The following is a 17,765-nucleotide window of genomic DNA, read 5'->3' on the forward strand; positions in this document are numbered from 1 at the left end:
TTGGACTGACGACGAGCTGAGGGCGTGTGTGGTCAGCTATCTGGCGATGCAATCCAAGGCATTCTCAGGAGAAAAATACGACAAGTCTGCTGTTCGTCGCCATCTCACAAAAGGGCCGCTATCCGGGCGAAGTGCGCCGTCTATTGAATGGCGAATGAGAAACATCTCGTCAGTGATGGAGAGCCGTGGTCAGCGGTACGTCCCCGGCTATTTGCCTGCAGCGAACACCGGTTCGCAAGTGGCCAGGCGGATCGCGAAATTTATAGATGAACTAACTCCGGATGCCTCCGCTGCAGCATCGGTTCCGCGAATGATATTCTTCAACGTCGGATGGATGAAGAAATATCAGGGCATGTCGCCAGGTGATCCCACGCTCGGGCGTCACGGGTATTTGCGCGAACATGCTCATGGGTGGGAAAGTTTCAATTTTCTGCCCGAAGAGGGGCGTGTGTTCGGCTACCAGCCTAGAAAAGACAAGATCTGGCTTCCTAACCTGGGAGGCTCGCCAAAGGGTGAAACGGTAGAGCACGTCTTGGTGGTTTGGCTGGCTACCCACCCGGTGACTTTGAAGGTCCTGATTGTCGGATGGTACAAGGATGCGACTGTCTATCGGACGGCTATCCCCCGCACTCCTACGCGAGGCGAAGGGGCGGGGCTGAATGAAATTCCCTACACAGTTGAAGCCCTTGCTGAGAATGCGACGCTACTGCCGGAACCTAACAGGGAGTTCAGGACGCACACTCACCATTCGATGAAGGGCGGCTTAGGGCAGTCCCCGGTCTGGTATGGCGCGAACGATGAGTTTAGGGGCCGAGTTTGGCGGTATATCCAATCGGTCGACCAAAACCTCAACTCGCCAAAGGCCAGCAGACGAAGCAAAGGGGGCGCCCCTCGTAATCCGGACCCCGAACTTCGTAGGAAAGTGGAAAAGGCTGCGATCAAACATGCCACCGACTTTTACACCTCAAAAGCAGGCGGCGGTTATGATGTAGATAGTGTGGAAGCCGACGGTTGCGGATGGGATCTCGAAGCGACGCGAGGCGACGAAACGCTATTGATTGAGGTGAAAGGTCTGAGTGGTAGCGGTGGCATCTGCGAGTTTACACCGAACGAGTATGCGAAATCTCATCATCGCGACCATCAACCAAGGTACGTGGTCTACATCGTGAACAACTGCCTGTCCGAAACACCAGCTGCCAGCATATTCCAATATACGGCGCGAGGTTTATGGGAGGCGGCTGATGGGAGACGGCTAACATTCACCGAAGTGATCGGCGCAAGGCTAACCATCATTGATTCAGTTTCAACAGACGATGGGCTTGAACCCTCTGGCTGAAGTGGGTTCGCCACGAGCCAGTCGCCCAGATTGTCTCGACCAGATCCAAATTGGTGGCGAGACCTTAGTCTCGAATCTCCGGTAGACTATCGAAATTGCCAATCGGCTTGCCATCCTTGTCGGTGATCTCGCCCATTTCTTCACCTCGCTCAAGGCGGTCCGCTACCTCTCTCAGGGACAGCACGGTCTGGGCCAGACACTCTTCCATCAGGGGTCGCTCAATGTTGATCTCGACCGTGAGTGAGATCGCATGCCCTTCGACCTCCCAATCGTCCGGCGATGTCATTTCGTCCTCCAAAATTCGATGGGTTCAGCGGGGTGAGAAAAAGCTACCGCAATACGGTCTGTAGCCAAGATAGAAATTCGGGAACGTTAGCCAAGCCGGCTTTGATAGCCTCAAGGGTCAGGGCCTTCGTCGCTTCTGCGGGCAGTGCCTTGATTTGCTCGACGATTTTGGACCGAACGCTTGGCGGCGCATCCGATTTGACGACACGATCAATCAATAGCGCTTTCACCGTGTCCTCATGGAAACGGATCGTCACCACTCCCAGGATTGCGGACAGCCCCCCATCGTCGGCCAGGAAATCCATTCCAGCGGCGGTGATGCGGGATCCGGTGGGAGCAGCAGGGGAATTTAGGGTGCGCGACCATTTGGCGTCAGCCAAACCGTGCTCGCAAAGGTAGTGCAAATTCGCGGAGAATTTGGCCCTGTCTACTCCGTCGAGAATACGAAAATTTCGGAGTGCCTCTGGATAGGCCTCGGACATCGCCCGCAACATTGTCAGCTGAAGATTACGATCAAGTGTCACGCCGCCCTCCCGGGTTCCCCGAGCCAGCTTAAGTCTTTTTATGCGCTGTTCTAGTATCTAGTTCTCGGATCAGTCTTAGTTCATCGCCTTCCGCTTCGCCTCCGCCCGCAGCCGCGCCGCCTCCAGCCGCAGGCCAAGGCCTTCCATCGGGTCTGAACCTTTCGTCGTTCCGGGCGACACGCGCCGGGCCTCCACCTTGCGGAGCAGTTCGAGGGCTTTCAACTGCAAGCCAACGTCTTGCTTTGGGTCATGAGCTACGCCCATCAGGAACTGGTAGGTCAGGTCGAAAACCTCTGGCGGGGCCTCGTACTCAATGATCGCCTTGGCCGCGTCGATGGAGCGCGGGATCGGCACGTCGGGCGAAGTCATTATGTCGAGCAGCTTTCGCAGTGCTGGGCTGATTTCGGGGTCGTCTGTCATTTCGTCCTCGTTTGAGTAGTCACGCAAAGCGGTAGATGCGGTAGCGGGGCGGTAGCGGCGTAAACGTTTGTTTTTGAACGGCTTCTACCGCTTCTACCGGTTCTACCGGTCTAAATCCGTTATGAATTGGAAATGGCGATCCGGGAAACAGCTCCATGGTGCTACCGGTAGCGACCGGTAACACCGGTAGCGCGCACCCGAGAGCCATATCATCCGCTCAACGTCAGGGGCGCTCTCCAGTAGCCTTTCACGTTAGCGCCATCGATCCGGAGGACCTTCGGGCCGCTCCAGCCAAGCTTGCGCATGCAATCGCCCAGGCGCCGGTAATCGGCCATCCGCGCGTGGCGCATCTCGATGCCCATGACCTTCTCGAAGACAGTTTGCGTTGAAATCCGCAGCTCGCCCTCCGCAATCTTCGCATGGGCGGGAAGGGCGCTCAGCAGCAAATCTTCCCACGGGTCGCCCGACACCCTTTCAGCCTGTCGTTCGGCCGCCGCTGCCCAAAGCCTTTCCGGGATCGAAATCGGCTCGGCCGCCTCGCGCTCTGCCTCTGCAGCTTCTGCCCAAAGCTGGAGCATGTCTTTCGCCAGGCATTGCAGATCAATCTTGCCCACCGTCACCGGCCAGAACCTCCGGTTTCCGGTCGCATCGTGGAGATACTGAGAGTCATTCGTCGTGCCGACGAAAATGCACCGGCGGGGCAAGTCCATCGGAAGACGCTGATAAGCACCGCGCCCTCGGTCATGCGTTTTCGAGATGAACTGCTTGACGCGAGTCACTTCCGATCGGTTTAGCCCGACCAATTCGGGAAGCTCAACAATCCACTTTCCTGCCAGCAATTCTTGCTGTTCCCGATAGCTCACCCCGATAGCGATCTCGTCCGAGAAGAAATCTTCGCCGCCAGCCATGATCTTCAGTACGCTCGACTTACCGCGCCCCTGTGGTCCTTCCAGCACCAGCACGCAGTCAAACTTGCAGCCGGGGCGGCGCGCCCTTCGAACACCAGCGACCAAAACCGATCGCCCGAATGCCCGATTGAGTTCGTTGTCATCTGCGCCCAAATACGCGCTCAACCAAGTGTCGATCCTCGGCACCCCGTCCCACGGGTGCGCCTCAATCCTATCGAGGACCGGATTGAAGGAGTTTTCTTGCGCCAGAAGGCGGATCGCGTCCCACGTGTGCGACGGCTCAGGATCGAACCCAAACGCTTGGATCACCGCCCGGCGTATATGCAGCACAATATCTTCCATCGTCACCCCGAGCCGCCCTTCCAAGCCCTCGCAGATGACCTTTTCTCGGAACTCGTCAAACCGAAACACGACCCCGAGTTTGCGGATAGCCATCATCGCATTGTCTAGCGACGCCACAATCCCACTGGGATTTCGCACCCGGCTAAGTTCCGTCGCCCCTTGCTCCGTCTTGGCTGGGGCAGGGTCTGCGGACGCCTGCTGCTTCCGGGTCAGCTGCTCCGCGAACATCTTTACTAGAGGTCCGTTGCCGCGCGCCGTCGGCTGTTCTTGCCCACGCTCAAACGCCCTCCATTCAGCCTCGGCCTCCACCGTCAGCGCCGCCATGTCATCCTCGGTGAGTGGCCCGACCACTTCCCAATCGAAAGCCTCCGTTTTCATCGCTTCGCGCACTGGCCCAATCTCTTCTGTTCCCTTTCAAGCATCACCGCCAATCCGCGCAGGAGCAGTTCCCGCGCTCGCGCCGTCCGCGGCAATTGAATGGTCTCCACGAGTTCCAGCGCCTCGAAGATGGGCTCCCACGCTGCCACAAACGCCTCATCGATCGGCGGATCTGGCGGCCTCCGCCGCTTCGCCCTCACTTCATTCAAGCTGATTATCGTTGCCATCGTTCGGGCTCCTTTCCTCTCGCCAGCACGATCCAAACAATCGCCACCACGGAAAAAGCGACCGCCCCACGAGCCATGAGAGCACTCATCACTGCGTGGGCGCCTCCATCTCATGCAGTCCTTCAAGGAGGTGACCAAGCCCACGTTGCCGAAGTATCTCTGCAGCCTTCGCCCCTGCCTTGCGGGCGAGTTCGGTCAGATCGGCGGGGGGCTCTACGCCAGAGACCCGAAAAGCGGTGAATGTCACCTTTACTTGCCTCACCGCCGGCAGCGCCTTAAGTTCGCTCAGCCCTTGCTCCGGCGCGCGGATCAGCAATTGCCAGGCGAACTCCTCCTCAACATCCGGATACTCGCAAAGCAGTGCGAGTACCCGCATCACAGCGGTAATGTTGTCAGGCCTCATATGCGCCATGATCTGTTCCCCGAAACGGTGCTTTCCGTCGGGGGAAAAGCGAAGGCTGCGGAGGATTCGGCGAACCTCCGCATCCGGGTCACTAACCTTTGGCCGCGACATCGCCGTTCCCCTCAATCAGCCCGATCAGGTAGTCCCGCACCTCGCCGTCTTCCCCCGCCATCGCGACGAGGAGGTGCGGTGCGCCAGCGGCTTTGATCCGCTGCTGCTTCGCTTGGGTCTCCCGTTGAAGTTCCAGATCGCGCCTATTGCCTTCCTGTATCTCGCCGCGCCAAGGCTCCGCGCCATAAGGCATCTCGTTCTTGTGAGCGCCCTTGTAAAATCCCTCGTCGGCTATGAAGTCGACAAAGGACTCGTAATATTGTCCACGACCCGGCGCTGAGGGAGTGGGGCCTTTCTGGGTCGGGGCAATGCCCTTCTTGAGGGCACTGAAAGATGTTTCGTCTGCCATGTGCGTTCCTCCTTATGCCGCTGCCGCATCGCGCTGGGCAATCTTGCGTTCTTGCCATTCGGTCACGTCCGCGAGTCGCCACGCGACTGCCTTCGCCCCGATCTTGATCGGCTTGGGAAAATTCCCCTCCTTCATCTGTTCGTATAGAGAACTTGTCTTTAGCCCAGTGAGTCTTTCGACATCTGGGCGGCGGATGAAAGTATTATTATCGGCACTCATTGCGCATTTCTCCTATATCCGGCAGTTTCGCCAAAGAACAATTCAATAATACCAAACAATTGCGCGCGGAAAATCCCGGAAATTGGGTGTTAGATTTATTTGTCCCCTAGGTTTTCCCTGCGTCACAACGTCGCACAACGTCGAGCCATACTTTGAACTGTGATTTATATTTGGATTGCTCGGAGCATTGTTGCTTTCCGGCGACTCCTGATGGATTTAGGAATGGGAAAAGAGTCGCGCCTAGCGCGCGTGCGCAGGGAGTCGAATGTATGGGCTTTGTGCCTCGCACAAAGTACGGCTTTTGCCCTCCAATCATGCCGCTGGAGAGTGCGTTCGCGACGAACGTGCCGACCGCTACTTGGCCGAGTTTGACTTCCGCTACAATCGCCGCGCAGCTTTGAAAGTCTCGGGATGCAGAACGCGCCGAAGACTTGCTGCGCAAGAATCGCGATAGACGTTGACCTGTCGGCGGATTGATGAAGGCAGTCTCGCCTAAGCAAAAGGCGAGGCGCATCCTGTGAAAACGCAGGAAAAAGAGAACGAAACAAGATTGATAGCCTTGCGTGAGTCACCCGACTCACCAGAACATCAAAGGCGACCGTGGTTCAGACGGTCGCCTTGACGTTGTTGTTAACCCAAGCCGTAGGAGGGCTTGTTTGTGATCACCCCATGTAAACTAAACGAGTCGGTGATTTCCGCTACCACTCCTGTGCCGCAAAATTACAGGAGCCTTTAAAATGGCACTCTACAAATACAGCACCCATCTTGCCCAAAGTGACCATGCCGCGTTCGATGCGAAAGAGAAACCGGGAACGGTCGTAGTAAACTCAGGCATCTATCGGTGCGCGACTTGCGGTGATGAGATCGCCGCGAACAAGGGCAATCCGTTGCCCCCGCAAAACCACCATCAGCATCCCAACAAAGCGCCTATAGAATGGCAACTGCTGGTGTGTTCTGTTCAGAAATGAGAATGGCGGGCGCTATCTCAACCTTCAGGTAGCGCGCCCGGCGCAAAACCTCGTCGCCCTTTTCCTGTTCCGCGTCTTTTGAGGTTTCGGGCATGGCAGTTCTCTATGTCGATGAAAGCGGAGAAGAGGGGTTTAGCGCTACCTCATCAGACTGGTTAATAGTCGGCGGCGTCATACAGCGCGATCACATCGTCTTTGAAGCTACGAAACTTGCTTATGACGCGTTCAAATCAAAGCACCGAGCGCCAAATTGGCATTTCCATTTTCAGAAGGCCAGCCACAACGTCCGCCTTGGCTTCATTGACGCGATGCGAGACACCGGGATGCGAGCGATGGCCGTAGCCATCTACAAGCCCGGCATCCTGAAGCCTGATAACTTCCGTAAACGCTACTTTCTGTATTTCTATGCTCTCCGCTTCCTGCTGGAAAAGGCTACAATTTGGTGTCGCGATCATGGCATGTACGATGAAATGCACGTGTACCTGTCGAGCCGGCGCGGACTAACCGTCGAAAACCTAAACGAGTACCTTGAACGCGTCATCTCCAGCCCGTTCGTGAAGGAGGACCGGATGGAGTGGAGCTTCCTTCGCAACAAGGGCATCTTCATAAAGCCGAACGAAGAGTTGCGCGGGTTGCAGATTGCCGATTGCGTGGTGAGTTCCATCGGACAGGCTTGGGAGGCAAGCGAGTTCGGACTATACGAACCGCGCTTCATAAAAGACCTGCGGCCGATGTTTCACCATGACGACCAAACGTATTCGCGCGCTATCAAGATATGGCCAAGCGTGCCAACCCACCTCATCAGCGGAATCCTGGAATAGTACGAGCGCCCGGACAGGGACCTGAATTTGCACTCAAGACGCCTAAGCAGCCATCGGCGTCGCGCATATAGAAATAGGAAAATATGCCTATGTGGGTAGGAATGTGGGGCCATAGCCGACGTTTTTCTAACGTGTTGATTTTATTTGGCTATTTTGGAAAAATGGCGGAGAGAGCGGGATTCGAACCCGCGTTACGGTCTCCCGTAAACACACTTTCCAGGCGTGCGCCTTCAACCACTCGGCCACCTCTCCGTCCTTGCATTCGCGCCGGCCGGTTTTGCCATGCGGGTTGGGGAGATGCATCCCTTTGGGATTTGCGGGAAGACCCGCTTGATGGACACCGCCAACCAGCGGATGCCCTTCCCGGCGCCCGTCAATCAAACAGGCGCGGGGCTCATCTAGTCGATCCGGCGCCGAATGCCAAGCCATAACGGCAGTCTATTCGCTTTGCCGTCCACGCATCGTTTCACGGGGCGTTGAACGCCTCCGCTTCTAAGGCGCTTCGGCTCTGAATGGTGTGCACGGGCAAGGCGGCAGGGCCGGCCGTGCTTGACTTCGCCCCTCGCCACCTGTCGAGTGCGGCGGAGGCTTTGCGGGGGCAACGTCCAGACATGACATCGAGCAATGAACAGCCGGCCAGCGGAACGCCGGCCGGAGGCATGCCAGGCGGGCTGACGCCCGCAGGGCCTCCGGACAGCGGGCTGTCCTTCGTGCCCGTGGTCTGGCTCCTCTTCGTCATGGCATGGTCGGTCTACTGGCTGGTCTCGGCGCGGTGGCTGTTCGAGAGTTCCGGCCTGCCGGACAGGGTCTTCTATTTCGTGCTTGGCGGACTGGCCTTCGACATCGTCACCATCGTGTGGGGGCTTTATCTGCTCGGCCTCGCCTTAAGCCGTTCCGCGCGCTTTCCGCGTCATTTCACCATCTGGCAGATCACCACCATCGCCTGGCGGCTGGCCGAGCAGGTCTATGCGCTGACCGTGCCCGATTTCACCGTCTCCGCCAGGGAGCTTGCGATCGCCGCCACCGAAATCGTCATCGGCCTGTTTTGCATTTACCTGCTGCGCCGCGGCGACGAGGCCAAGGCCTTTTATGCAAGGCCGGAAGCGCAGGCACCGTCAGCCTTTAGTTCGATCGTCGCCGCGCTGGCCGGCATCACCCTCGGCGCCGTCGTCGGCGCCGTCGCCGGCTTCGCGCTCGGCGCGGGGATCGCCGAAGCCACCGACATCAGCTGTTTCGAAGGCGGCTGCGGCTACTTCGCGGTGTTCATCGGCCTTGCCGGGCTGGTGGTCGGGGCCATTGGCGGCGGCGTCCTCGGCATCTGGCTCGTCCATCGGCGGAGCCGAAAGGTGGCCATATAGGCGGGCGATAGGCTTCAAATTCGTGTATGGTGATTGCACGCCGGGCGTGCGCATTCTATTCCTCGCCTTGACCGGAAGGTCCTCGGGAGGAACTTGAGGACTGGGGAAGATTTCGATGTTGCGTTTTTTGTTTCGCCTCGCGGCCATGATCGCACTCTCGGTCGCCGTCATCATGGCCGTGCTCGACGCGACGCGCTCGGTGGCGGCTTCCACATTGGTCATGACGCCGCTGAATTCGAGCTGGCTGGCGGTTTCGCCCGACACCCGCGCGGCCTTCGAGACCTTCGTGCGCGCCAAGGTCAATCCGATGATATGGGATGGCGGCATCGCCTGGGTGCTTGCCCAGCCGGGGTTTGCCGTGTTCGCGGTGCTTGCCTTCATCCTCTATGCGGTCGGCTACCGGCGCCGGCGGCGCGGCGGAGAATTCGCGCCGGGCTGATGGGGTGTCCCAGCGGACTTGCGACGAGAACGCGGCAATCGTCCACAGCTGTCACCGCATTGGGCATGTTTTTCCAACGGGGGGCATGCTTTTCCAAAAGGTCAAAATTCCGCGTGAATTTTGTTTCGGGCCGTGCCAGATTGCCTTGAGCGGGAGGGGAGTACACTCCTGGCTGATGCCGCATGCCTGCCGGAGAACCGGGCAGACGGGCGGCGCGTAACGGAAAAAAATAACCGACAGGGTGTGGATCACATGAAACGTATCGTTCTCGGCCTCCTGGCCGCAACCGCAATGGTTCTTCCGGCTTTCGCCGCGGATGTCCAGCCGGCCATCCTCTACGATCTCGGCGGCAAGTTCGACAAATCCTTCAACGAGGCTGCCTATCACGGCGCCGAAAAGTTCAAGACCGAGACCGGCACCGCCTATGTCGAGTTCGAAGTGTCGAACGCCTCGCAACGCGAGCAGGCGCTGCGCCGCTTCGCCGAGGACGGCCGCAACCCGATCGTCATGGCCGGCTTTGCCTGGGAGGATGCGCTGAAGGTGGTCGCGAAGGAATATCCCGATCTCAACTTCGCCATCATCGACGATGCCGTCGATATGCCCAATGTCCGTTCGCTTGTGTTCAAGGAAAACGAAGGCTCCTATCTTGTCGGCATCCTGGCGGCGATGGCCTCGAAGTCCAAGAAGGTCTCCTTCATCGGCGGCATGGACATTCCGCTGATCCGCAAGTTCGAATGCGGCTATGTCGGCGGCGCCAAGGCGGCCGGTGCGACCGATGTCATCCAGAACATGACCGGTGACACGCCCGCGGCGTGGAACGATCCGGCCAAGGGCGGCGAAATTGCCAAGACGCAAATCGACCAGGGCTCCGACGTCGTCTATGCCGCGGCCGGCGGCACCGGCGTCGGCGTGCTGCAGGCGGCGGCGGATGCCGGCAAGCTCGGCATCGGCGTCGATTCCAACCAGAACGGCCTGCAGCCCGGCAAGGTGCTGACCTCAATGCTGAAGCGCGTCGACGTTGCGGTCTACACCGCCTTCATGGACGGCAAGAACGGCACCTTCAAGGGCGGCCTGCAAAATCTCGGCCTCAAGGAAGGCGGCGTCGACTACGCCATGGACGACAACAACAAGGCGCTGGTCACCGACGAGATGAAGGCTGCCGTCGAAAAGGCCAAGGCCGACATCATCGCCGGCACGATCCAGGTGCACGACTATACCGCCGACAACGCCTGCCCGTATTGATTGATAAGAATTCGCTTACGAACCGCCGGGTAAAAGCCCGGCGGTTTTGTTTGAGGGCTTTAAAGGACGTTGAGGATTGGCGGAGGTCTCGGCGACGTCCGGTCTCCCCCCTTGCGGGGGAGATGCCTGGCAAGGCAGAGGGGGGGCTGTCCCTCGGCCTAACGGCCAATCAGGTTGGCGATCCTTCACACCCCCTCTGGCCTGCCGGCCATCTCCCCCGCAAGGGGGGAGATCGGCAGTTTCGGCGTTGCGGGTCCTTCTTCGCAAGTCCATATGCGATTGCCTTGGACGTCAGGGCAGAAGCGCACCGCCGGTCGACAACAAGCCCAAGAGATAACCCAGCGCAAACACCACGATCAGCGCGATGGCGATGACGGCGCCGCGTCGGGCACCGAGCGAATGCACGCCGACGCCATAGGGCTTCCGCTCCAGTCTGCCGAGCGCCGGCGTCGCTTCGTCCTGGCCGACCACACGCATCTGCGGCAGTTCGGCGATGCGTTGCGAGATCAGCCGCCAGCGATCGTCGTCGCCCGAGGGCCGCCCCGTGCCGTCGAAGACATGCATGCGCTCGGCCAGCCGCATCACCGTGTCGCGGAAGGCGGGATCGATCGCCAGGTCTCGCTCGGCACGCTCGCGGTCGCGATCGTTCATCAGGCCAAGCACATAGTCGCCCGCCCGCGTAACGCGATCGCTTTCACCGGCCATCGGCTTCTCCTTGCTACCAGTGCGGCGGTTTGGTTATCGGCACGTCGGGTGCCGATTGTTCCTCCAGCGCCATGAAGCGCCCGGTCAGCGCATCCAGCTTGCGCTGCATGCGCTCGATGACCGTCCACTGTTCGGCGATCTGGCCCGACAGTTCCTCGATCGTCTTTTCCTGCTCGGCGGCGCGGATTTCCAGCGTCGTCAGCCGGTCGACAGGCATGATCATTCGAAACTCCCCAGGTCCTGGTGCACGCAGTGCAGCATGATGCGACTGTCGAGCCTTGCATATTAGTGAATGTGAAGGTCTGCGGCCACGTTCGAAATTGACAAGCGCACCGGGATTTGTCGAGAGTGGCCACTGCGCCGCCAATTGGCACGGGTGGGGCATCATGCTAGGCGTTTTGACCAAGCGATAAAAAAATAAGAGTGGGACAGGCTGCATGGCGCAAGCCGCAATCGAACTGATCGGCATCAACAAGAGTTTTGGCGCCGTTCGCGCCAATCGCGACATCAATCTGGAGATCGCACGCGGCACCATCCACGGCATCGTCGGCGAGAACGGCGCCGGCAAGTCGACGCTGATGTCGATCCTCTACGGCTTCTACCAGGCCGACAGCGGCGAGATCCGTGTCGGCGGCAAGGCGGCGTCGATCAAGACCTCCAACGACGCCATCGCGCTCGGCATCGGCATGGTGCACCAGCACTTCATGCTGGTCGACAATTTCACCGTGCTGGAAAACATCATCCTCGGCGCCGAAAGCGATGCGCTGTTGAAAAAGAGCATCGCCAAGGCGCGCTCCGAACTGGAGCGGCTCGAGCGCGAATACGGGCTGGAAGTCGATCCCGACGCCATCATCGAGGAATTGCCGGTCGGCCTGCAGCAGCGTGTCGAAATCCTGAAGGCGCTTTATCGCGGCGCCGAGATCCTGATTCTCGACGAGCCGACGGGCGTGTTGACGCCGGCCGAGGCCGACCATCTGTTTCGCATCCTCAGGCAATTGAAAGACCAGGGGAAAACGGTGGTGCTGATCACCCACAAGCTGCGCGAGATCATGGCCATCACCGACAATGTCTCGGTCATGCGCCAGGGCACGATGGTGGCGACGCGCGAGACCAGCAAGACGACAGTCGGCGAACTGGCCGAACTGATGGTTGGGCGGCGCGTGCTGCTGCGGGTCGAAAAGGGCGAGACGGAGGCCGGCGCGGTCAAGCTGGCCGTCAAGAACCTGACGGTGAAAGACCAGCGCGGCGTCACCATGGTCGACGACATCTCCTTCGATATCCACGCCGGCGAGATCGTCGGCATTGCCGGTGTCGCCGGCAACGGCCAGTCCGAACTGCTCGAGGCGATTTCCGGCATCAGGCGCGCAGTTTCCGGCTCGGTGATGCTCGATGGCAAGCCGATCGACCTGACCGGGGCCGCCGATCCCGGCGAGTTGCGCGACCGTGGGCTCGCCCATGTGCCGGAGGACCGCCATCATGTCGGCCTGGTGCTGGCCTTCGAGGAGAACGAGAATTCGATCCTCGGCTACCATGACGACCCGCGCTACCTGAAAGGGCCGTTCCTCAACATCGACGCCATCATGGCTGATGCCAAGGACAAGATCGAGAAATATGACATCCGGCCCGGCAATCCGCGTCTGAAAACGGCGAATTTCTCCGGCGGCAACCAGCAGAAGATCGTGCTGGCGCGAGAAATGGAGCAGGACCCCGGTGTTCTGATCGTCGGCCAGCCGACACGCGGCGTCGATGTCGGCGCCATAGAATTCATCCACAAGCGGCTGATTGCCATGCGCGACCAGGGCAAGGCGGTGCTGGTGGTGTCGGTCGAGCTCGACGAGATCCGTTCGCTGTCCGACCGCATCCTGGTGATGTTTGCCGGGCGCATCGTCGGCGAACGCGGCCCGGAGGCGACCGAAGGCGAGCTTGGTCTGCTGATGGCAGGCGTCGATCGCCAGGAGGCGGCAGAGTGAGCACGCCTTACGCCAAGCTGCCGGCCTGGGCCGATTATGGGCTGATCCCGCTGATCAATCTGTCAGTGGCCTTCATCGTTGCCGGTTTCGTCGTCATGCTGGTCGGCGAAAACCCGTTTCGTGCCGCCGTCATCCTGGTCGAGGGCGCTTTCGGCAAGGGAACCGGCATTGCCTTCACGCTGTTCTATGCCACCACCTTCATCTTCACCGGCCTGTCTGTGGCGGTGGCCGCGCATTGCGGCCTGTTCAACATCGGGACCGAGGGCCAGGCCTATATTGCCGGCCTTGGCGTGGGCGTGGTCTGCCTCGCCTTCGACACTGTGCTGCCGTGGTGGCTGACCTTTCCGCTGGCGATCGTCGCCGGAGCCGCCGTCGGTGCGCTGTGGGCGCTGATCCCGGCCTATCTGCAGGCCAAGCGCGGGTCGCACATCGTCATCACCACCATCATGTTCAACTTCATCGCGGCCTCGATCATGGTCTACCTCCTGGTTGGGCCGTTGAAGCCGGCGGCGTCGCAGGCGCCGCAGACGCGCAACTTCCTCGCCGGCGCCGAACTGCCCAAACTCAACTGGATCATCGAACTGTTCGGCGCCAAGATCCGCTCGGCGCCGTTCAACATCTGCTTCCTGCTGGCGCTGCTCATGGCATTCCTGGTCTGGCTGCTGATCTGGCGCACCAAGCTCGGCTACGAGATGCGCACCTATGGCCACAGCCCGAAAGCGGCGCGCTATGCCGGCATTTCGGAGACCCGCATCATCATTATCGCGATGATGATTTCGGGCGCGCTGGCCGGCATGATGACGCTGAACCCGGTGATGGGCGACCAGCACAATGTGGCGATCGATTTCGTCTCCGGCGCCGGCTTCGTCGGCATTGCCGTGGCGCTGATGGGCCGTCTGCATCCGGTCGGCATCGTGCTGGCGGCGATCCTGTTTGGCATGCTCTACCAGGGCGGCGCCGAACTTGCCTTCGAAATGCCGGCGATTTCCCGCGACATGATCGTCATCATCCAAGGCCTGGTCATCCTGTTTGCCGGTGCGCTGGAGCACATGTTCCGGCCCTACGTCCAGGCGCTGTTCGCCTCGTTCAGTCCAAGGTCGGTCGGCATCGAAGCGGTCAAAGGGAAGGGCGCCTGAGATGGATGTCTTCATCGCCATCGTGCAGATCCTGGACTCGACCATACGCCTGTCGGTGCCGCTGCTGCTCGCTTGCCTCGCCGGCCTCTATTCGGAACGCGCAGGCGTTTTCGACATCGGGCTGGAAGGCAAGATGCTGGTCGGCGCCTTTGCAGGTGCGGCCGCCGCTTCGGTCTTCCATTCGGCCTTCCTCGGTCTCGGCATGGCGATCGTGATGTCGGTCGCCTTTGCCCTGGTGCACGGCTTCGCCTCGATCACCCATCGCGGCAACCAGATCGTCTCCGGTGTGGCCATCAACTTCGTCGCCGCCGGCTCGACCATCATTCTGGGCCAGGCCTGGTTCCAGCAGGGCGGGCGCACGCCGGCGCTGCAGCCGGGCGAGCGTTTCGAGGCCATCACTCTGCCAGGTGCTGCCGCGATCCATGATGTGCCCATCATCGGGCCGATCTATTCCGAGCTGCTCTCGGGCCATTCGATTCTGGTGTATCTCGCTTTCGCTATGGTGCCGTTCACCTGGTGGGTGTTGTTTCGCACCCGCTTCGGCCTGCGCCTGCGCGCCGTCGGCGAGAACCCGGCCGCCGTCGACACCGCCGGCATCTCGGTCGCCTGGCTGCGCTACCGGGCGCTGATCTGCACCGGTGTGCTGACCGGCATTGCCGGCGCCTACCTCTCGATGGTGCAGAATGGCGGCTTCGTGAAGGACATGACCGCGGGCAAGGGCTACATCGCACTGGCGGCGCTGATCTTTGCCAAATGGCGACCGGTGAACGCCATGTTCGCCTGTCTTCTGTTCGGCTTCCTCGACGCGGCGGCGATCCGCCTACAGGGTTCGCCGCTGCCGTTGATCGGCAAGGTGCCGGTGCAGTTCATGCAGGCGCTGCCCTATGTGCTGACCGTGATCCTGCTTGCCGGCTTCATCGGCAAGGCGATCCCGCCGCGCGCCGGCGGCGTGCCTTATGTCAAGGAACGTTGATCCGGGCGCCCAGGAGCACTGTGTCGAACATGCGGCTGGTGCTCGAAAGGCGCCAGGAAAACGCAAATGGCCGGGTTTTGACCACGATCGTCGGAGAGAACGTCTAGATGTCGCATGATCTGTTCGAAGCCGCGCAGGAGGCCATGGCCAAGGCCTACGCGCCCTATTCGAAGTTTCCGGTGGGTGCGGCGTTGCGCACCGAAGACGGCCGTGTCTTCACCGGCGCCAACATCGAGGTCGCGTCCTATCCGGAAGGCTGGTGCGCCGAGACCACGGCGCTCGGCCATTACATCATGGGCGGCGGCGGCAAGATTGTGGAAATCGCCGTCATTGCCTCGCGCATGGCCAAATGCTCGCCCTGTGGCGGCTGCCGGCAAAGGCTGGCGGAATTCTGCCGGCCGGACACAAAGCTCTATCTTTGCGACAACACCGGCGTGGTCGAGACCGTGACCATGGGCGACATGCTGCCCTACGGGTTTCGTGGCGACATTTTGAAGTGAGAGTTGGCTGATATGAAGGAAGCTCTGGACCACCTCGTTGAAAGGCTGGACGGGTTGGCGCCGACAACGGCGATGGTGCTGGGGTCGGGCCTTGGCGGGCTTGTCGACCAGGTCGAAAATGCCGTGCGCATCTCTTATGCCGACCTGCCGGGTTTCCCCCGCAGCGGGGTGACTGGCCATGCCGGCGAGGTGGTCGCGGGGCTTTTCGCCGGCACGCCGGTGCTGATGCTGTCCGGCCGCGCCCATTATTACGAGCACGGCGTTGCTGCGGCGATGCGGCCGGCGCTGGAGGTGCTTGCCGGCATCGGCATCACCAAGCTGATCCTTACCAATGCCGCCGGCTCGGTCGATCCCGACATGCTGCCTGGATCGGTGATGCTGATCACCGACCACATCAATTTCTCCGGCTCCAACCCGCTGATCGGCGAGCCTAGCGACCGCCGCTTCGTCGGCCTGACCGAAGCCTATGATGCCGGCCTGCGCGCGGCGATCGAACGGGCGGCGAAGGCGACAGGGACGGCGCTGCACAAGGGCGTCTATATGTGGTTTTCCGGTCCGTGTTTCGAAACCCCTGCTGAAATCCGCATGGCCCGCGTCATGGGCGCCAAAGCGGTAGGGATGTCGACCGTACCGGAGGTCATTCTCGCCCGCTTCTTTGGGCTTCGCGTAGCCGCCTGTTCGGTGATCACCAATCTCGCCGCCGGGATGACCGGGGCGGAACTGTCGCACCAGGAGACCAAGGACATGGCGCCGATCGGCGGCGCACGGCTGGCGACGATCCTTGCGCATGTGTTCCAGGATGGGTTGCCGGAGCCAAAGGGCACCTGATGCTTCCGCAGGAAATCATCCGCCGCAAGCGCGACGGCCAGAAACTGTCCGCGCAGGAGATTTCGGCCTTTGTCGCCGGCGTCACTTCGGGCAGCGTCTCGGACGGCCAGGTCGGCGCCTTTGCCATGGCGGTGTTCTTCAACGGCATGAACCGCGACGAGGCGGTGGCGCTGACGCTCGCCATGCGCGATTCCGGCGATGTGCTCGACTGGTCGGACCTGCCGGGTCCGGTCACCGACAAACATTCGACCGGCGGCGTCGGCGACAATGTCTCGCTGATGCTGGCGCCGATCGTCGCCGCTTGCGGCGCCTATGTGCCGATGATCTCCGGCAGGGGCCTTGGGCATACCGGCGGCACGCTGGACAAGATGGACGCCATCCCGGGCTATATCAGCCAGCCGGATATCGCGCGCTTCCGCAAGACGGTGCTCGAGACCGGCTGTGCCATCATCGGACAGACCGCCGATCTCGCGCCCGCCGACCGTCGCCTCTATGCGATCCGCGATGTGACCGGAACGGTGGAATCGGTGCCGCTGATCACTGCCTCTATCCTGTCGAAGAAACTCGCGGCCGGCCTGCGGTCGCTGGTGCTCGACGTCAAGGTCGGCAATGGCGCCTTCATGGAGAAGTCGCGCGACGCGACAGCACTGGCCAACAGCCTGGTCGAGATCGCCAACGGCGCCGGCCTGAAGGCCTCGGCGCTGGTCACCGGTATGAACGAGCCGCTGGCGTCGGCGGCCGGCAACGCGGTCGAGGTGCGCAACGCCGTCGATTTCCTCACCGGAAGGTTCCGCGACAAGCGACTGGAGGATGTGACGCTGGCGCTGGCCGCCGAGATGCTGCAATCGGCAGGGCTGGCGTCGTCCAATCAGGACGGTCTCAGGCGCGCGGCCGAGACGCTGGCCGGCGGCCGCGCGGCAGCCGCCTTCGCGCGTATGGTCGCAGCCCTTGGCGGTCCCGCCGATTTCGTCGAGAAGCCGGAAAAATACCTGCCGAAAGCGGCGGTGGAGTTTGCGGTCAAGGCGACAGGCAACGGTTTTGCCACCGCTATTGCCACCCGCGATATCGGCCTTGCCGTGGTCGGGCTCGGTGGCGGGCGCACGCGGCCGGACGACAGGATCGACCATGCGGTCGGCATCACCAGGCTGCTGCCGCTCGGCGCCGAGGTGCGGGCCGGCGAGCCGCTGGCGCTGGTCCACGCCCGCACGCAAGTGGAGGCCGAAGCGGCCGCAGCCGCCGTGCTTTCGGCCTATACGATCGGGGCGTCGAAACCAGCCGCCGACAAGACTGTCATCCGGCGCGTGCTGCCGCGCGGGTAGCGGA

The 17,765-nt window shown here is 61.0% G+C and carries 22 protein-coding genes, 1 tRNA gene and 1 pseudogene; 13 read left to right on the forward strand and 11 right to left on the reverse strand.

From position 1 onward, the window contains the following. Positions 1-28: 28 nt before the first annotated feature. Positions 29-1,336: a protein NO VEIN domain-containing protein gene (locus tag NKI32_RS00165; RefSeq protein WP_353001462.1), complete on the forward strand. Its 1,308-nt coding sequence runs from the start codon at positions 29-31 to the stop codon at positions 1,334-1,336. Positions 1,337-1,400: 64 nt separating this feature from the next. On the opposite strand, the gene NKI32_RS00170 is transcribed toward NKI32_RS00165, so the two are convergent. From NKI32_RS00170 to NKI32_RS00205, 8 genes are all read right to left on the reverse strand, one after another. Then, positions 1,401-1,622, reverse strand: a complete 222-nt coding sequence (locus tag NKI32_RS00170; RefSeq protein ID WP_353001463.1) for a hypothetical protein — start codon at positions 1,620-1,622, stop codon at positions 1,401-1,403. Positions 1,623-1,665: 43 nt separating this feature from the next. After that, positions 1,666-2,145 (reverse strand): hypothetical protein, encoded by a 480-nt coding sequence (locus tag NKI32_RS00175; protein WP_353001464.1) that lies wholly within the window; start codon positions 2,143-2,145, stop codon positions 1,666-1,668. 75 nt (positions 2,146-2,220) lie between these two features. Next, positions 2,221-2,565, reverse strand: a complete 345-nt coding sequence (locus NKI32_RS00180) for a hypothetical protein (RefSeq protein ID WP_353001465.1) — start codon at positions 2,563-2,565, stop codon at positions 2,221-2,223. A gap of 209 nt (positions 2,566-2,774) precedes the next feature. Further along, entirely contained in the window at positions 2,775-4,205 is a 1,431-nt protein-coding gene (locus NKI32_RS00185; protein WP_353001466.1) for a virulence-associated E family protein, read from the reverse strand. Further along, entirely contained in the window at positions 4,190-4,420 is a 231-nt protein-coding gene (locus tag NKI32_RS00190; protein ID WP_353001467.1) for a hypothetical protein, read from the reverse strand. Before NKI32_RS00190 ends, NKI32_RS00185 begins: the two co-directional genes overlap by 16 nt. 88 nt (positions 4,421-4,508) lie before the next feature. Next, the gene (locus tag NKI32_RS00195) at positions 4,509-4,832 is read right to left on the reverse strand and encodes a hypothetical protein (protein ID WP_353001468.1); all 324 of its coding nucleotides are present in this window, start codon (positions 4,830-4,832) and stop codon (positions 4,509-4,511) included. Positions 4,833-4,914: 82 nt separating this feature from the next. Then, positions 4,915-5,283 carry a hypothetical protein gene (locus tag NKI32_RS00200; protein WP_353001469.1) on the reverse strand — a complete coding sequence of 123 codons (369 nt, stop codon included), beginning with the start codon at positions 5,281-5,283 and terminating at the stop codon, positions 4,915-4,917. Between the two features lie 12 nt (positions 5,284-5,295). Next, positions 5,296-5,502 (reverse strand): helix-turn-helix transcriptional regulator, encoded by a 207-nt coding sequence (locus tag NKI32_RS00205; RefSeq protein ID WP_353001471.1) that lies wholly within the window; start codon positions 5,500-5,502, stop codon positions 5,296-5,298. Between the two features lie 352 nt (positions 5,503-5,854). Between NKI32_RS00205 and NKI32_RS00210 the strand changes: the two are divergent. The 3 genes and pseudogenes from NKI32_RS00210 to NKI32_RS00220 all read left to right on the forward strand — a co-directional run. Then, positions 5,855-5,998: pseudogene (locus NKI32_RS00210) on the forward strand (IS1595 family transposase); the annotation flags it as partial. Between the two features lie 241 nt (positions 5,999-6,239). Beyond that, entirely contained in the window at positions 6,240-6,470 is a 231-nt protein-coding gene (locus NKI32_RS00215) for a hypothetical protein (RefSeq protein ID WP_353001473.1), read from the forward strand. Between the two features lie 92 nt (positions 6,471-6,562). Continuing rightward, entirely contained in the window at positions 6,563-7,291 is a 729-nt protein-coding gene (locus NKI32_RS00220) for a DUF3800 domain-containing protein (protein ID WP_353001475.1), read from the forward strand. A gap of 162 nt (positions 7,292-7,453) precedes the next feature. Here NKI32_RS00220 and NKI32_RS00225 read toward each other — a convergent pair. After that, positions 7,454-7,543 (reverse strand) — tRNA-Ser (locus tag NKI32_RS00225). A 359-nt stretch (positions 7,544-7,902) separates the two neighbouring features. On the opposite strand from NKI32_RS00225, the gene NKI32_RS00230 reads away from it, so the two are divergent. The 3 genes from NKI32_RS00230 (at position 7,903) to NKI32_RS00240 (ending at position 10,330) form a co-directional block, all read left to right on the forward strand. Continuing rightward, positions 7,903-8,649, forward strand: coding sequence for a hypothetical protein (locus NKI32_RS00230; protein WP_352912325.1), 747 nt, complete (start codon positions 7,903-7,905; stop codon positions 8,647-8,649). 115 nt (positions 8,650-8,764) lie between these two features. Then, on the forward strand, positions 8,765-9,088 hold the full coding sequence (locus NKI32_RS00235; RefSeq protein ID WP_023733526.1) for a hypothetical protein: 324 nt from the start codon (positions 8,765-8,767) through the stop codon (positions 9,086-9,088). A 252-nt stretch (positions 9,089-9,340) separates the two neighbouring features. Next, positions 9,341-10,330, forward strand: coding sequence for a BMP family lipoprotein (locus NKI32_RS00240; RefSeq protein WP_023683177.1), 990 nt, complete (start codon positions 9,341-9,343; stop codon positions 10,328-10,330). 291 nt (positions 10,331-10,621) lie between these two features. On the opposite strand, the gene NKI32_RS00245 is transcribed toward NKI32_RS00240, so the two are convergent. Both NKI32_RS00245 and NKI32_RS00250 read right to left on the reverse strand, forming a co-directional pair. Further along, positions 10,622-11,035, reverse strand: coding sequence for a hypothetical protein (locus NKI32_RS00245; protein WP_023755057.1), 414 nt, complete (start codon positions 11,033-11,035; stop codon positions 10,622-10,624). A 13-nt stretch (positions 11,036-11,048) separates the two neighbouring features. Next, on the reverse strand, positions 11,049-11,255 hold the full coding sequence (locus tag NKI32_RS00250; protein ID WP_196813704.1) for a SlyX family protein: 207 nt from the start codon (positions 11,253-11,255) through the stop codon (positions 11,049-11,051). A 217-nt stretch (positions 11,256-11,472) separates the two neighbouring features. Between NKI32_RS00250 and NKI32_RS00255 the strand changes: the two genes are divergently transcribed. The 6 genes from NKI32_RS00255 (at position 11,473) to deoA (ending at position 17,761) form a co-directional block, all read left to right on the forward strand. Next, entirely contained in the window at positions 11,473-13,005 is a 1,533-nt protein-coding gene (locus NKI32_RS00255) for an ABC transporter ATP-binding protein (protein WP_023755056.1), read from the forward strand. After that, positions 13,002-14,141: an ABC transporter permease gene (locus NKI32_RS00260; protein ID WP_023686470.1), complete on the forward strand. Its 1,140-nt coding sequence runs from the start codon at positions 13,002-13,004 to the stop codon at positions 14,139-14,141. Before NKI32_RS00255 ends, NKI32_RS00260 begins: the two co-directional genes overlap by 4 nt. Position 14,142: 1 nt before the next feature. Continuing rightward, a complete protein-coding gene (locus NKI32_RS00265) occupies positions 14,143-15,114 on the forward strand; it encodes an ABC transporter permease (protein WP_023683182.1) in 972 nt (323 codons plus the stop codon). Between the two features lie 107 nt (positions 15,115-15,221). After that, positions 15,222-15,614 carry a cytidine deaminase gene (gene cdd / locus NKI32_RS00270; protein WP_023683183.1) on the forward strand — a complete coding sequence of 131 codons (393 nt, stop codon included), beginning with the start codon at positions 15,222-15,224 and terminating at the stop codon, positions 15,612-15,614. Positions 15,615-15,626: 12 nt separating this feature from the next. Beyond that, the gene (locus NKI32_RS00275) at positions 15,627-16,442 is read left to right on the forward strand and encodes a purine-nucleoside phosphorylase (RefSeq protein ID WP_023735052.1); all 816 of its coding nucleotides are present in this window, start codon (positions 15,627-15,629) and stop codon (positions 16,440-16,442) included. After that, a complete protein-coding gene (gene deoA, locus NKI32_RS00280; RefSeq protein ID WP_023733522.1) occupies positions 16,442-17,761 on the forward strand; it encodes a thymidine phosphorylase in 1,320 nt (439 codons plus the stop codon). Before NKI32_RS00275 ends, deoA begins: the two co-directional genes overlap by 1 nt. The last annotated feature ends 4 nt before the right edge of the window (positions 17,762-17,765 follow it).

This window comes from Mesorhizobium sp. M0761 (genome assembly GCF_040320205.1).
In the GTDB taxonomy this organism is placed as follows: domain Bacteria; phylum Pseudomonadota; class Alphaproteobacteria; order Rhizobiales; family Rhizobiaceae; genus Mesorhizobium.